This window comes from Synechococcus sp. BS56D (assembly GCF_004332405.1).
Taxonomy (GTDB): domain Bacteria; phylum Cyanobacteriota; class Cyanobacteriia; order PCC-6307; family Cyanobiaceae; genus Synechococcus_C.
This window is the reverse complement of sequence record NZ_PHQU01000007.1, coordinates 160,167-174,549: the sequence shown is the minus strand read 5'-3', so window position 1 is coordinate 174,549 and position 14,383 is coordinate 160,167. Positions and strand designations below refer to the sequence as shown.

Sequence of the window (14,383 nt, the reverse complement as noted above, 5' to 3'; positions counted from 1 at the left end):
TCAGTCGTCAACGGTTGCAGAACAGACATGAACGACACTGCATTCCTTCATAGCCTGCGCTCATGAAGCAACCGTCAGCGACAGCGATCGTCAGGGTTCTGGCCTCTGCAGCGACGACAGCGCTGGTGATGCATGCCGGAGCAGCCCAGGCGAATCCTGATGAGGTGAATGCCTATGGCCGGCGCATGGAAGCACTCTTCGTCCGGATGGACCTCAATCGCGACGGTCGCCTGGATCGATCGGAGGTCCAGGGACAGCCCTATCTGGAGCAGCGGGTGCTCCGTCAGGACTCCAGAGGCTTCCTGCTGCTCGAGGACCTCCGCGTTCCATCCAACCAGCCAAGCGGTTTTCGCCTACAAAAACGATTCCAGCAAGCAGACCGCAATGGCGATGGCCGGTTGGATCGAGGGGAAGTACGCCAACTCCCCTGGTTGGCGCGCAATTTCGAGAGCGTTGATCTCAACCAGGATGGAGCTTTGACCCTGGCTGAGCTCTGGACGCTTCAGAAAGCTCTGGCACCAAGGCCTTATCGCTGAGCGGAGCGAGATCGGGGACTGGGTCCCGAGCCAGGGCGGGCCATGACACGACCGGAGCCAGATGAACTTGAAGACGATCGCCAACAGGCACGAGTCAGGCGTACGACTCCACCCAGCAGAGCCACCAGCGCAGCGACGAGGAGCAAGGCCAAAAGAATCACAGCAGCGATCCCCAACAGGGCCTCAAGCAATTGCGCCAGTCCACGAATCAGGTCGGCAATGGCTTCACTCACCACCACCAGCGCATCAATCTTCTGGGGCAACCAACTGAGAAAGGCCAGCAACCCCACACCGAGCATCACAAGCAGAACCCCTTCAAGGGCTTGGCGCCAGGCAGGAATGCTGGGCCTGGACCGCCGCGAAGAGAACACCTTGCGCGGCTTTGGCTTTCCAGTGATTGAACGCAACCTGGGCCGATTCATAAGACCAGCGGGTGACCGGCACCGCGCATCCAACGCTCGAATTCCAACAGAACGAGTTCGTTAGGACAATCGATCAAGGTGAGATCACCGACTGTGCAGTCGCCATAGCCGCTGTGGTGAAGCGTCAGGTGATAACCGGAACCACTCAACCCGCAGACCTCGGGATCGCTGCGTACAACCACATCAAGGGCTGCACCGATGCGAGCCACACGACGCCTCAGATCCGACCAGCTGGCACCCATGCTGCAAGGCCATTCAGACTCAATTCTCTTGCTCAGGGAGAGTTCGTCAACGCTCCTCGGACCGCTTCCTCAGCGCTCGGTGGTTGGGATGGCGGTTGAGTTGGCACCCACATCGCCAGAACGGCAGCCACGACAAGGGCGGATCCACCAAGAACAGGAGCACCCAGACGCCGATGCAGGGGGATCCGTTCTGCAAGTTCACGGCGCTGCAACGGCCGCTGCGGAAGCGGTGGCCAGGGCACCTGAACGCGGGGATCCAGGCGCATGGCATCAAGACAACGCACGAGATCAGCAAGCTCGGCGTCATCCAATCGGATGCTGAGCGGTTGGACCCCAGGCTGACTGCTTCGAAGCTCCAGCACGTGGCCTGCCTCCACTGGAGCGATGCTCACAGGGGCATCATCAGCACCAAAACGACGCGCCACTCCAGAGAGCTGATGGCGTGCATAAGGCAGCACCACGGCAAGAAGGGCTTCAAGGTGATCCCGCTTGCCCTGGAGTTCAGGGGCTCCAACGACCTGCAATCGCCAGGCCGAGAGGATGCCGATCACGCCGTTGCCCTGATCAGCAGAGAAGTCAGGAAGCCCCTCGACCTCGAGACGGGCGGCGGTTTGGTCGTAGCGGTAGGAGAGCTTGATCATGGCTTCAGGGGGTGGGGTCGAGAAGGCTGGCGCGCATTCGGTCCACACCGCCGGCTCCAGAGCAGAGAGCCAGGGAACGCACCAGCTGACGCTGCAGTGGCGCGGATTGCTCGAGATCCAGAAGTCGTTGCACAGCCCCGCGCCGAGGGTTCATGCGTTCGGTGACAAGAGCACGCAGTCGCTGATCGAGCAGCGCCCATCGCTGGGACGTGAGCTCCTCGGGCTCCTGACGGGAGAGCAGTTGATGCAGCAGGGGATAGAGGCGATCCGCCATGGCGCAGAGCAACTGGATCAGTGCATCCGTTTCCTTCGAGGTCACGGAGCCTCGACGGGTGGAACGCCTCAGGGGGTTATGGCAGCGCCGCTTCCACAGCTCCACCCGATTGGGGAACAGATCAGAAAAGCCGAGTTGCTGGGTCGCCCAGACCATGGCCTCCCCTCCATTGAGATCGAGAGCTTCAACAGTGAGGAGTAACAGGTCGAGACGCTCGAATCCGCGTCGGCCCAGTTCAGCAGTGGCGTCGGTCATGGCTGCGATGATGACAGGGCTGAGGCCTCTGCGTCACCCTTCCTTGGATCTTCGCCAGTACATCCGGGACATTCCCGATTTCCCCAAGCCGGGAATCCTGTTCCGCGACATCAGCCCCTTGCTTCGAGATCCCGAGGGATGGGCTGAGGTCATGCGTCGACTCGGGACGGTCTGCGAACAAGTGCAGCCTGATCTCATCGTGGGGATTGAATCCCGGGGATTCATTGTTGGCACTGCTCTGGCCACCGACCAACGCATCGGCTTCGTACCCGTGCGTAAGCCTGGAAAGCTGCCGGGCGAGGTGATCGCGATCGATTATTCCCTGGAATACGGGAGTGATCGACTGGAAATGCACGCCGAGGCCTTGCGCGATGGCGCTCGCGTGCTGATTGTTGACGACCTCCTGGCAACCGGTGGAACCGCGAGCGCCACCGCCTCGCTCGTGTCCCAAGCGGGCGGGCAATTAGTTGGTTGCGGGTTTGTTGTTGAGCTGGCTGCCCTGGAAGGTCGGCGGCGGCTTCCGGAGCAGACCCCGGTGGAATCGCTGGTTGTTTACAGCTGATCAGTTCTGCTCGTTCTGCTGCCAATCAAGAACGTCCTGATACTGAGCAAGGCTGAGAAGCCCGAAGCTCCAAAGAACGATCGGCAGGGGAGCTTGCTCTAGCTCAGCCTGACGAAGGCCAAGCTGGAGCGCATTGTCGCTGAGGCCCAGCTTCTCCTGGAGAAACTTCAGGAGCGTCGCTGGGGGCCGGGGTTGGGGTGAGCTGCTGAACACCATGCATCCAGTCTGACCGTCAGCGGCTGGATGTCAGCGGCTGGATGTCAGCGACACCATGCCAACGGTCCGTCGGTCATCGCAGCAAGCGAAAGCTGTCGCAGCACGCCGAAGCGCCCCATGGAGAACAGCCCCAGACGGCGCAGAAGCAACAGCAGAGGGTTGCGGTTGGAAAACAGACGCACCAACAAATCCGTAGCCAGGCCGACGAGAATCAGATCAGGAAGGCGTCTGCGGGCATAGCGGCGACCGATGGCAGATCCACTGAGTCGGCTGGAAGCGGGATGCTTCAGGAGTCGAAGCAACTCCGCCACATCACGCCAACACACATTGAGACCCTGGCCTCCGACGGGATGACAGCGATGCCCCGACTCCCCGACCAACAGCTGTCCTCCCCGTGCAAGGCGGGGGGCGAGGCTCAGCTGCAGGGGGAAAGCCCTGGGCTGGTCGAGGAAAGCCTCCAGCTCCAGCCCCTCCGGAAGCACTCCGAATAGCTCCTTGAGCAAGTGGTCAGGAGAGAGTGCGGCACGCTCACGGCAGCACTCAAGGGGAGCGCTCCAAACGATTTGAAACGCATTTTGACCGAGGGGAAGAACAGCAAAAGGCCCCTCACAACGGAACAGCTCGTATGCGGTTTGGGCTTGAGGGTTGCGCAGCCGCACCTTGAACGTGAGACAACCCTGTTGATAAGTCCAAGACCAGAAAGGCAGCTTCCAAAATCCGCGATGGGGTGACGCTGGACCGTCACAAGCAATCGCGAGATCGAAGCGACCCTGTGGGGTGTGGGGAGCCGGCGCAGCGCCAAGCTGCAACTGCACGGAGGGATGGGAGGCCAATCGATCCAGGAGCAGCTCCATCAGAGGCCGGTGATCGAGGATCCAGCCAATCGCCGGAACCAAGCGATTCCCACCGGCGAGGTCATCCGGGGTGAAGACAACCCGTGCTTTCAGCTCACGATCTTGAAGGTCAAGTGAACGGAACGGGATGAGATCGCTGCCAAGGGCGTCCCAAAGCCCAAGCTCGTTGAGCAAACGACGGGATGAGTGGGTCAGGGCGTAGGCCCGACTTCGAGAAATCAGGTCCTCGACGCGCAGAGGATCCTGAAGGATGACCTGAAAGCCAAGCTGAGCCAAGCCCAGGGCAAGCAGGGAGCCGGTCGGACCGGCTCCAGCGATTGAAACGCGGCGGGGATCAGCCGAGACCAAGCAGACCGTGGGTGAATGCTTCGCCGCCAAGGGCGAACTCAGTGGCCAGAAGAGCGATGAATCCAAGCATTGCCATCCGCCCGTTCAGCTTTTCTGCACGATCGTGGAAGCCCCAACCGCTCTCAGGAGCAACAACTTCCATGCGGGGCTCTGTAGCAAAGGCATTCAGACGACCGCCGTCTTCGGTGGTGACGGTGGCACCACGGATCGCAGGGGCGGTGGAAGGATTGGACTGAACCATGCTTTCTCCTGTTTCTTTACGCACTGTAACCCCTTATTAAGAAATTTTGCGACCGCGCGCCAGGCGGCGCTGGCAAAGCTCCTCGAAAGCCGGCCGCAAAAGATAGGGGTACTCGCCGACCCAGAGCTTCAGGCCGGGCAACCAGGCATCACTGAAGGCGGCAACCCGGGAGAAGTCTTTGCGATCGCTGAGCACAAGGCAACGCAGCGGCAGCCCGGCACGAATCACCCCGTGTTTTTTCTCCATTGGGAAGCTCAACCGGCCCAGATACCCGTCCTCATCGGCAAGTTCCAGAACCATCCAGGTTCGTCGTTGCTCGACAAGCTCCAGGCGGCCGTTCTGATCCGCTTGCTCCCGCTGGCTCTCCACTCTTTCCCGGGTGTAGGCCTCCGCCACTTGCCCCTCAAAAATGGCCGCCGCGGGATAACGGCGCAGTGTGGCGTTGCGTTGACCAGCCTCAAGAATGGGTCCCCAGAGGACGTAGAGCAGAAGTGCAACGCCAAGGATCAGCCAAATGGATCCCCAACGATTGAACGAGAGACTTTGGCTGATCAGCAGGGTGATCACGCCACCGATGGTGGAAATCAGCACCCGCTGCAGAATCTTGCGTGGATTCCCGAGAGCGGCAGAAAACTGATTGCCGGTGGCAATCGCCGGGATCAGCCGTTGCAGTTCGCCAGGTCGAAGAGGGATCAGCATGGTGCGCTTCGCTGCTTGTCGGAGGCTTGATCAGAGAATGCGCTCTAGGCCATAGACCAGGGCGTTGAGCTGACGCACCCGGCGAACAGTGAGCAGAACACCTGGCATGTAGGCAGACCGGTCAATGGTGTCGTGGCAGAGCGTATAGGTCTCCCCAGGAGCTCCGAACATGACTTCCTGATGGGCAACGAGCCCAGGAAGACGCAGGGAATGAAGGCGCAGACCACTAGGACGCCGCCCCCCCCTGCTTCCTGCAAGCGATTCGTGTTCCTCAACCTCCTCAGGGTTGAAACTCTTTCCTAGTTCCTCCATCAACTCAGCGGTTTTGATGCACGTGCCGCTAGGGGCATCCGCCTTGCGGTTGTGATGGAGTTCCGTGAGTTCCGCATGGTCATAAAAGCGAGCCGCTGCAGCAGCTGCCTGTTGCAAGAGCACCATGCCCACCGAGAAATTGGGGATCACCGCTCCGCCTACCGAGGCTTTCTCCGAAAAAACCTGGAGGTCTTGCAACTGCTCAGGTGAGAGACCGGTTGTTCCGATCACAGGATGCACTCCATAGGCGATCGCAGCCCTGGTGTGCTCGTAAACAACCGAAGGGTGGGTGAAATCCACCATCACAGCGCCCTGGCCTTGGCCTAGCTGACGCACCTCCTGGCTAACGGCGCAGAGACAGCCCTCAAAATCTGAGGTGACGGCCACATCCAGAGCCCCGAGCCCGAGTTCGCTGCCGAGATCCACCCCCTCCTTGCCGGGCGTGGTGTCCACAGCCCCAGCAACCCGGCAATCGTCTGAAGCCAGAACCGCTTTCACAACCTCGGCACCCATGCGCCCAAGGGCGCCCACCACCACCACAGGAATCGGGCTTGCTGTCGGGGTTGCCATGGCGTGGGGGTTCTCTGGCCAGAGCCTATGGGGCGGCGCGTCTGTGTAACACCCGAGCTTCAACCCTCGCAGCAGGGACACCAACGCCCGTAGGCTTCTTCACATTGCTCAAACCACGCCGATGTTCACGCAGGTCCGCTCCAGCGATCGCCGGATTGCTCCTGCTGACAACAACAATCACCAGGCGGTGATGAAAGCGGTGTACGTGGTGCTCGAGCCTCAGTACCAGAACGCCCTCACCCAGGCGGCCCAAAGCCTTAATGCCCAGAACGGTCCACTGGGCCTCCAGCTGAGCGGGTACCTGATTGAAGAGCTGCGCGATCCGCAGAACTACGCCGATTTCCAGGCCGATGTGGCCGAGGCCGATGTGTTCATCGCCTCTTTGATCTTCATCGAAGATTTGGCTCAAAAGGTGGTGGACGCCGTGGCTCCCCATCGAGACCGTCTCAAGGCCGCTGTGGTCTTCCCTTCCATGCCGGAGGTGATGCGTCTCAACAAGCTCGGCAGCTTCTCCATGGCCCAGCTCGGCCAAAGCAAGAGCGCGATCGCAGGCTTCATGAAGAAGCGGAAGGAGTCAGGCGGAGCTGGATTCCAAGACGCCATGCTCAAGCTGCTGAACACCCTGCCGACGGTGCTCAAATACCTGCCTGTGGAGAAAGCGCAGGACGCCCGCAGCTTCATGCTCAGCTTTCAGTATTGGTTGGGTGGCACACCTGACAACCTGCGCAACTTCCTGTTGATGCTGGCTGACAAATATGTCTTCCCTCCGGCAACAGGGGAGCAACGTCCGGAGTTGGAGGTCGCTGAACCGGAGGTGTTCCCTGACCTGGGCATCTGGCATCCCCTCGCTCCTTCGATGTTCGAGGACCTCAAGGAATATCTGAACTGGAACAGCAGCCGCAGCGATCTCAGCGACGCTGCCCGTCAGGGCCCTGTGATTGGCCTGGTGCTCCAGCGGAGCCACATCGTGACCGGCGACGATGCCCACTACGTGGCTGTCGTTCAGGAGTTGGAGTTCCGTGGAGCCAGGGTGATTCCCATCTTCTGCGGTGGTCTCGACTTTTCCAGGCCGGTCAACTCCTTCTTTTATGACCCCTTGAACCCCGATCAACCTTTGGTTGACGGCGTCGTATCACTCACCGGTTTTGCGCTCGTCGGCGGTCCTGCCCGTCAGGATCACCCGAAAGCCATTGATGCCCTCAAGCGGTTGAACCGCCCTTACATGGTGGCGCTCCCCCTGGTGTTCCAGACAACGCAGGAATGGGAAGACAGTGATCTCGGCCTCCACCCCGTGCAGGTTGCCCTTCAGATCGCGATTCCCGAGCTCGACGGAGCGATTGAACCCATCGTGCTCTCCGGTCGTGACGATGCCACCGGTAAAGCGCACACCCTTCAGGATCGCGTTGATGCCATCGCCGAGCGAGCGATCCGCTGGTCATCCCTGCGGATCAAGCCACGCAAGGACAAAAAACTCGCCATCACGGTCTTCAGTTTCCCCCCCGACAAAGGCAACGTCGGAACGGCGGCCTATCTCGATGTTTTCAGCTCGATCCACAGGGTTCTCGAGGAGATGAAGGCAAAGGGTTACGACGTGCAGAACCTGCCCCGTGACTCGAAGAGCTTGATGGAGGCGGTCATTAATGATCCCGAGGCCCTGCAGGGTGCACCTGAACTCTCTATTGCCCACAGGATGAGCGTTGAGGAGTACGAGCGTCTGACCCCTTACTCCGAGCGACTGGAAGAGAACTGGGGAAAGCCACCCGGAAACCTGAACAGCGATGGTCAGAACCTTCTGATCTATGGCCGCCATTTCGGCAACGTGTTCGTCGGCGTTCAGCCCACCTTTGGCTACGAAGGTGATCCAATGCGGCTTCTTTACTCCCGCAGTGCAAGCCCTCATCACGGCTTTGCCGCCTATTACACCTATCTGGAGAAGGTGTGGAAAGCCGATGCTGTGCTCCACTTCGGCACCCATGGCTCCCTTGAGTTCATGCCAGGAAAGCAGATGGGTATGAGCGAAAGCTGCTACCCGGATTCCCTGATTGGCGCACTTCCCAATCTCTATTACTACGCAGCCAACAATCCTTCGGAGGCAACGATTGCCAAGCGCAGGGGGTACGCCTCCACAATCAGCTACCTCACCCCACCGGCTGAAAATGCTGGGCTCTACAAGGGACTCAAGGAGCTCGGTGAACTCGTTGGCTCCTACCAACAGCTCCGTGAAGGCGGCCGTGGCGTTCAGATCGTCAACGCAATCGTTGAAACCGCCCGTCAGTGCAATCTTGACAAAGACGTGCAGCTTCCTGGAGAGGATGCGGCAGGTCTTGACCTGGAGGCCAGAGATGCCGTAGTCGGCGCGGTCTACCGGCAGCTGATGGAGATCGAAAGCCGTCTGCTCCCCTGCGGACTGCACACGATCGGCAAGCCACCGACGGCCGAAGAAGCGATAGCAACACTTGTGAATATCGCTGCACTTGAACGTGAAGAAGAAGAGATCCGCTCACTTCCCGGCCTACTCGCCGAAGCACTCGGTCGCAAAATTGAAGACATCTACAAAGGCAACGACGATGGCGTCCTTGCTGACGTTGAGCTGAACCGCACCATTACCGAGACGTCCCGAGCGGCGGTTGGTGCAATGGTGCGGTCCCTGACCGGCCTGGATGGACGCGTGAACCTGCGCGGCAATTTTGGTTGGCTTCTGGATCTTTTGACCCGTTTCGGGTTCAAGCTGCCAACGCCTTGGCTACGAGCCTGCTGCAGTGCTGGTTTCACCAGCGTTGATTCAGTCGCGCTAGACAAACTGTTTGCCTACCTGCGGTTCTGTCTCGAACAGGTCTGCGCTGACATGGAAATGCTGAGCTTGCTTCGAGCTCTGGATGGGGAATACGTCCTGCCAGGGCCTGGAGGCGATCCGATTCGCAACCCCGGTGTGTTGCCCAGCGGCAAAAACATCCATGCCCTTGATCCCCAGGCGATCCCCACCAGAGCTGCCGTGGCAGCCGCCAAGGGCGTTGTCGACAAGCTGATTGAACGTCAAAAACAGGAACAGGGTGCCTGGCCTGAAACGATTGCCTGCGTGCTCTGGGGAACTGACAACATCAAGACTTACGGCGAATCCCTGGCCCAAATTCTCTGGTTTATTGGTGTTCGTCCTGTGCCCGATTCCCTTGGACGGGTGAACAAGCTCGAACTGATTCCCCTTGAGGAGCTGGGCCGTCCTCGTATTGACGTCGTGGTGAATTGCTCGGGTGTTTTCCGCGACCTGTTCATCAACCAAATGGCACTGATTGATCAGGGCGTGAAGATGGCGGCAGAAGCAGAGGAGCCTCTCGAACACAACTTTGTTCGGAAACACGCTCTCGAGCAGGCTGAGAAGGAAGGCACAAGCCTTCGTGATGCAGCCTGCCGGGTGTTCTCCAATGCCAGCGGCAGCTACAGCTCTAATGTGAACCTGGCTGTTGAGAACAGCACCTGGGAAGAAGAGGGAGAACTACAAGAGATGTATCTCTCCCGCAAGACCTTCGCATTCAATGCCGACAATCCCGGTGAAATGAATCAAAAACGCGAGGTTTTTGAATCGGTCATGAAGACCGCTGATGTGACATTCCAGAACCTTGATTCTGCTGAAATCTCCCTTACGGATGTCAGCCACTATTTCGACAGCGACCCCACCAATCTCATCAAGGGTCTCCGGGACGACGGCAAGGCTCCCACGAGCTACATCGCTGACACCACAACAGCCAATGCCCAGGTTCGCTCACTCAGTGAAACCATCCGCTTGGACTCACGCACGAAGCTTCTCAATCCCAAGTGGTACGAGGGCATGCTTAATTCAGGTTATGAAGGCGTGAGAGAAGTCGCCAAGCGCCTCAATTTCACCCTCGGCTGGAGTGCCACTTCAGGCCAAGTCGACAACTTCGTTTATGAAGAAGCGAACGAGACTTTCATCAATGATCCTGAGATGCGAAAGCGTCTTATGGAACTGAATCCTCACAGCTTCCGTCGGATTGTCGGAACACTGCTTGAAGTGAACGGGCGTGGTTATTGGGAAACATCCGATGAAAACATCCAGCAACTTCAGGAGCTTTATCAGGAAGTGGAAGATCGAATCGAAGGCGTCAACGTCGGCGATTGATCCACTCCTGCTCGGATCCTTCTTCAGGTGAAGAGTCCCCCCTTTAAGGGGTCTGGCGCTACTCCCGGTCTCGGCAGCCACACAGGTTGTCGAGATCGGGTCTGCCTGTAAGTTTCAGTCGCTGGGAAGCCCACAGCCCATACACTCCATCCACGATTGGGCCTATCACGGGCCAATTGGTTGGGGCATACAACCAGCCAAGGCCGATCAAACGGTAGGCGCTGCGAAACACCGCCACATCCTTCAGAACCGTTCCATCGGCTTCGATCGCATGAATCCTGCTCATCGCCTGGCGGTAGGTGATCCCACCCCACAGCGATGGCTCGTAATCAGGACTGTCGATAGCCACGAAACGGATCAATTCTTTGCGATCGCGTCGTCGCAGAAAATTCACTTCACGCACGCAGATCGGGCAGCCGCCATCAAAGAGAAGGGTTAGGAGTGGTGACATGGTGTTCCTTTACCGGCCTGATGGCAGCGGACATGTCCGCAATTTGGCGGATCGGGCCAACATCATGGACCCTCAGCACCGCCACACCGGCCGACACAGCCCGAGAACACACTGCAGCCGTACCCCATAGGCGAGCTCTAGGCCTGGGTTCGTCAAGGACAGCCCCGATGAATCGCTTGCGCGATGGTCCGAGCAAGACGGGGATCCCCTGGTCAGTGAGTCGCTCTAGGTGCCTGATGAGCTCAAGGTTTTGCTCCGTGGTCTTTGCGAAGCCAAGGCCCGGATCCCAGAGCAACTGATCCTGTGTCACCCCTGCTGCAAGCGCCCGCTCCGTATCAATCTGAAGCTCTCTGATCACACCCTGCACCACACCCTCAACTCCGTAGTCCGTCAACGCATCCATGGTCTGGCTGTCGCCGCGGGAATGCATCAACACAAAAGGGCGACCGGTGGAAGCGATCAGAGGCAACATCCCGGGATCACGGCGCCCACCGCTGATGTCATTGATCCAGTCGGCACCGGCGGCAAGGGCCGCCTCAGCTACAGGCGCTAAGAACGTGTCCACCGACAGGATCAGCTCAGGGCAGCGGTCACGCAGGGCTTTGAGCACAGGGATCAGCCTTGCGATCTCGACACTGGCTCCAACCTCTTCCGCTCCGGGACGGGTGCTCTGAGCACCAAGGTCCAACAGATCAGCCCCTGCCTTGACCATCGCTTGCCCCTGGGAGAGAGCCGCTGAGGGGTCGAAATAACGGCCTCCATCACTAAAAGAATCGGGCGTGATGTTCAACACGCCCATCACAGCGGGACGCCGCCCCCAGCCATTAGGCCAGCGCATGCTCAACTCAGGTGGTCTGGTAATTAGCGATGCGGCCGAAGCTCTCAGGATCAAGGGAGGCACCACCCACCAACACACCGTCGATATCGCTCATCGCCATCAGCTGATCGATGTTCGCCGGCTTCACAGACCCGCCGTACTGAATGATCAGATCGGGGGATCCCACCCAGCTTCTGATGAGGCCACAGATTCGGTTCGCCTCACTGGCCTCACAAGTTTTGCCGGTGCCAATGGCCCAGATCGGCTCGTAAGCAACAACCAGCGTTGCGGGATCCAGCCCCTCCAACCCCTGCTCCACCTGCCTGCGAATCACACGCTCGGCTTCGCCCCGAGTGCGTTGCTCGTCACTTTCACCCACACACACGATGGGGATCAGTCCATGGGACTGGGCCGAGCGGGCGCGATGGTTGATCTGTTCATCGCTCTCGCTGAAGTATTTGCGTGGCTCGCTGTGGCCGACGATGGCATAGGTCACCCCATGCTCCTGAAGCATGCTGGGTGAGATCTCACCTGTAAAAGCCCCTTCACCCTCCCAGTGAACGTTCTGACTAGAGAGTTCCAGCTTCGAGCCCCTGCTGAGGTCTGACAGCGTGGAGATCGCTGTGAACGGTGGCGCCACCACCAAATGGCGGTCATCCGGGGTGTCACTGATCAAAGGCAAAAACGCTGCCATCCAGTCCCTGGCCTGGGCACAGGTCATGTGCATCTTCCAGTTGCCAGCGATCACCGGTTTGCGCACGCTTGCGTCCTCTGCAGCTCAGCAGCAGACAACTTACGGCCCGACCTGCTGCTGGGGTTCCATCGTGGCCTCATCGGCGCCCATTCTGATGCGATCACCAGGCTGCAGCTGACGGCCGCGCCGGGTCTCAATGGCGCCATTCACCGACACATCACCAGCCTGAATCCGCAGCTTGGCCTCACCTCCAGTCCCAACCCAGCCCTGCCATTTGAGGAATTGATCCAGCCTCATCAACATCGAACGCAACGGATCACCATTGATAGTGTGGCGCGATGCTGAAACCCTCTGAAGCCGGATTCCGCAGGTTGCTCCCCCTGCTGCGGCCCCACCTGCGCCGGCTGATCCTGGGGCTCCTGAGCATGGCGGTGTTCGTCGGCAGCTGGCCCCTGCTGATGAACCTGGTGGGCCGCTTGATCCCCGCTCTTGGCTCGGGCCAGCTTGACGTGGTGCTTCCCGTGCTCGGCGTGGTGCTGGTGGTCTTCCTCGTCCAAAAGCTGGCCCAGTTTCTGCAGGACTCTCTTCTGGCCGGACCAGCCCTCCAGGTGAGCCAGTCTCTGCGCAGCGACCTGTTTCAGAGGCTGCAACGGGTGGAACTGGGTGCCCTCGAAAAACTCTCCGCTGGGGATCTCACCTACCGACTCACCGAAGATGCTGATCGGGTCAGTGAGGTCATCTACAAGACCCTCCACGACACCATCCCCAGCGCCCTGCAGCTCGTAGCCGTGCTCGGCTACATGCTCTGGCTTGACTGGAAGCTCACGATGGCCATCGTGCTGCTTGCCCCATTGATCGCCTGGCTGATCAGCCTGTTTGGTGCGCGAGTGATGGCTGCAACTGAACGAAGCCAGAAGAAAGTCAGCGAGCTCGCAGGGCTGCTCGGAGAAGCGATCGAAGGACTCCCACTGGTGCGTGCCTTTGCAGCCGAACCCTGGCTGCAGGCACGGTTCGAGCAGGAGATCGATCAGCACCGCCGGGCCCGCTACACCACATACCGCTTGGTGGCCCTTCAGCATCCCGTTGTCGGAATCATCGAAGTCCTCGGCATCGCCACAGTGCTCGTGCTTGCTGCAGCAAGGATCAGCAATGGAGATCTCAACAGTGAGGGCTTGAGCAGCTATCTCACAGGGCTGATCGTGCTGATTGATCCGATTGCCCACCTGACCACGAACTACAACGAATTTCAGCAGGGTCAAGCGTCGTTGCGTCGGTTACGTGCCATCGAGCGAGAGCCATCCGAAGCGCCGGATCCAACTCCCGCACTTGAGCTCGGACGCCCCAGCGGCCAGCTGACCTTGGATCGGATCTCTTTTGCTTACACGCCTGGTCAACCAGTTCTTGATGATCTGAGCCTCAGGATCGAGGCCGGACAGATCGTTGCACTCGTGGGCCCTTCCGGAGCAGGCAAGAGCACGCTGTTTTCACTGCTGCTGCGTTTCAACACAGCTCAACAAGGGCAACTGCTTCTTGATGGCAAGGACTTATCCAGAGTTCGGGCGAGGGAGCTGCGTCAACAGGTGGCCTTGGTTCCTCAGCGCAGCAGCGTCTTCTCTGGAACGATTGCCGAAGCGATCCGATTCGGCCGGGAGGCGAGCCAGGAGCAACTGATCGAAGCCGCCACCCTGGCCAATGCCCACGAGTTCATCATCCGGCTACCTGACGGCTACAACACCCGACTCGAGGAGCGAGGCACCAACATCTCCGGCGGCCAGCTGCAGCGGGTGGCCATCGCTCGAGCCGTTCTTGGCAATCCGGCCGTCCTCCTGTTGGACGAAGCCACTAGCGCCCTTGATGCCGAGGCCGAGGCTGCCGTGCAGGTGGGCCTGAAACAAGCGATGAACGGACGCACCGTTCTGGTGATCGCCCACCGACTGGCCACCGTGCAAGAGGCCGATTCAATCGTCGTGCTGGAACGGGGTCGGATCACTGAACAGGGAAGCCATGACTCCCTGATGCAGAAGGGTGGCCGTTACAGGGAGCTCTGTGAACGCCAATTCATCCGCGACTCATCAATAATAGAAACAGAGGCCAAACAAAACGTTCAATAGCTA

At 59.5% G+C, this 14,383-nt stretch carries 17 protein-coding genes; 4 read left to right on the top strand and 13 right to left on the bottom strand.

Translation table 11 applies throughout. The annotated features are described in order from the left end of the window. Positions 1-62: 62 nt before the first annotated feature. On the top strand, positions 63-536 hold the full coding sequence (locus CWE17_RS11590; protein ID WP_240789393.1) for an EF-hand domain-containing protein: 474 nt from the start codon (positions 63-65) through the stop codon (positions 534-536). Here the strand turns inward: CWE17_RS11590 and CWE17_RS11585 are convergent. The 4 genes from CWE17_RS11585 to CWE17_RS11570 are packed head-to-tail and all read right to left on the bottom strand — an operon-like array spanning position 527 to position 2,370. Then, entirely contained in the window at positions 527-907 is a 381-nt protein-coding gene (locus CWE17_RS11585) for a hypothetical protein (protein WP_206338381.1), read from the bottom strand. The genes CWE17_RS11590 and CWE17_RS11585 overlap by 10 nt on opposite strands. 47 nt (positions 908-954) lie before the next feature. After that, positions 955-1,200 carry a hypothetical protein gene (locus CWE17_RS11580; RefSeq protein ID WP_131457366.1) on the bottom strand — a complete coding sequence of 82 codons (246 nt, stop codon included), beginning with the start codon at positions 1,198-1,200 and terminating at the stop codon, positions 955-957. A 32-nt stretch (positions 1,201-1,232) separates the two neighbouring features. After that, complete coding sequence (locus CWE17_RS11575) at positions 1,233-1,841, bottom strand: DUF4335 domain-containing protein (protein ID WP_131457364.1); 609 nt, start codon at positions 1,839-1,841, stop codon at positions 1,233-1,235. Between the two features lie 4 nt (positions 1,842-1,845). After that, a complete protein-coding gene (locus CWE17_RS11570) occupies positions 1,846-2,370 on the bottom strand; it encodes a DUF3038 domain-containing protein (RefSeq protein ID WP_131457362.1) in 525 nt (174 codons plus the stop codon). Here CWE17_RS11570 and CWE17_RS11565 point away from each other — a divergent pair. After that, on the top strand, positions 2,369-2,932 hold the full coding sequence (locus tag CWE17_RS11565; RefSeq protein WP_131457360.1) for an adenine phosphoribosyltransferase: 564 nt from the start codon (positions 2,369-2,371) through the stop codon (positions 2,930-2,932). The genes CWE17_RS11570 and CWE17_RS11565 overlap by 2 nt on opposite strands. On the opposite strand, the gene CWE17_RS11560 is transcribed toward CWE17_RS11565, so the two are convergent. From CWE17_RS11560 to dapB, 5 genes are read right to left on the bottom strand one after another with little or no spacing between them, the layout of a single operon-like run. Continuing rightward, a complete protein-coding gene (locus CWE17_RS11560) occupies positions 2,933-3,148 on the bottom strand; it encodes a DUF2949 domain-containing protein (protein ID WP_131457358.1) in 216 nt (71 codons plus the stop codon). Between the two features lie 44 nt (positions 3,149-3,192). Beyond that, positions 3,193-4,350 (bottom strand): FAD-dependent monooxygenase, encoded by a 1,158-nt coding sequence (locus CWE17_RS11555; RefSeq protein ID WP_131457356.1) that lies wholly within the window; start codon positions 4,348-4,350, stop codon positions 3,193-3,195. Continuing rightward, positions 4,337-4,591: a high light inducible protein gene (locus tag CWE17_RS11550; RefSeq protein WP_131457354.1), complete on the bottom strand. Its 255-nt coding sequence runs from the start codon at positions 4,589-4,591 to the stop codon at positions 4,337-4,339. Before CWE17_RS11550 ends, CWE17_RS11555 begins: the two co-directional genes overlap by 14 nt. Positions 4,592-4,627: 36 nt before the next feature. Continuing rightward, positions 4,628-5,290 (bottom strand): hypothetical protein, encoded by a 663-nt coding sequence (locus tag CWE17_RS11545; RefSeq protein ID WP_131457352.1) that lies wholly within the window; start codon positions 5,288-5,290, stop codon positions 4,628-4,630. A gap of 30 nt (positions 5,291-5,320) precedes the next feature. After that, positions 5,321-6,172, bottom strand: a complete 852-nt coding sequence (dapB, locus tag CWE17_RS11540) for a 4-hydroxy-tetrahydrodipicolinate reductase (protein WP_131457350.1) — start codon at positions 6,170-6,172, stop codon at positions 5,321-5,323. Positions 6,173-6,293: 121 nt separating this feature from the next. On the opposite strand from dapB, the gene CWE17_RS11535 reads away from it, so the two are divergent. Next, on the top strand, positions 6,294-10,307 hold the full coding sequence (locus CWE17_RS11535; RefSeq protein ID WP_131457349.1) for a magnesium chelatase subunit H: 4,014 nt from the start codon (positions 6,294-6,296) through the stop codon (positions 10,305-10,307). Between the two features lie 58 nt (positions 10,308-10,365). On the opposite strand, the gene CWE17_RS11530 is transcribed toward CWE17_RS11535, so the two are convergent. From CWE17_RS11530 to CWE17_RS11515, 4 genes are read right to left on the bottom strand one after another with little or no spacing between them, the layout of a single operon-like run. Beyond that, the gene (locus CWE17_RS11530) at positions 10,366-10,758 is read right to left on the bottom strand and encodes a thiol-disulfide oxidoreductase DCC family protein (RefSeq protein ID WP_131457347.1); all 393 of its coding nucleotides are present in this window, start codon (positions 10,756-10,758) and stop codon (positions 10,366-10,368) included. Further along, positions 10,730-11,596 (bottom strand): dihydropteroate synthase, encoded by an 867-nt coding sequence (gene folP, locus CWE17_RS11525; protein WP_131457345.1) that lies wholly within the window; start codon positions 11,594-11,596, stop codon positions 10,730-10,732. The genes CWE17_RS11530 and folP overlap by 29 nt, the downstream gene beginning before the upstream one ends. Before the next feature lie 7 nt (positions 11,597-11,603). After that, complete coding sequence (tpiA, locus tag CWE17_RS11520; RefSeq protein ID WP_131457344.1) at positions 11,604-12,335, bottom strand: triose-phosphate isomerase; 732 nt, start codon at positions 12,333-12,335, stop codon at positions 11,604-11,606. A gap of 33 nt (positions 12,336-12,368) precedes the next feature. Next, positions 12,369-12,566: an RNA-binding S4 domain-containing protein gene (locus CWE17_RS11515; protein WP_131457523.1), complete on the bottom strand. Its 198-nt coding sequence runs from the start codon at positions 12,564-12,566 to the stop codon at positions 12,369-12,371. A gap of 41 nt (positions 12,567-12,607) precedes the next feature. On the opposite strand from CWE17_RS11515, the gene CWE17_RS11510 reads away from it, so the two are divergent. Further along, positions 12,608-14,380: an ABC transporter ATP-binding protein gene (locus CWE17_RS11510; RefSeq protein ID WP_131457342.1), complete on the top strand. Its 1,773-nt coding sequence runs from the start codon at positions 12,608-12,610 to the stop codon at positions 14,378-14,380. Positions 14,381-14,383: the final 3 nt, after the last annotated feature.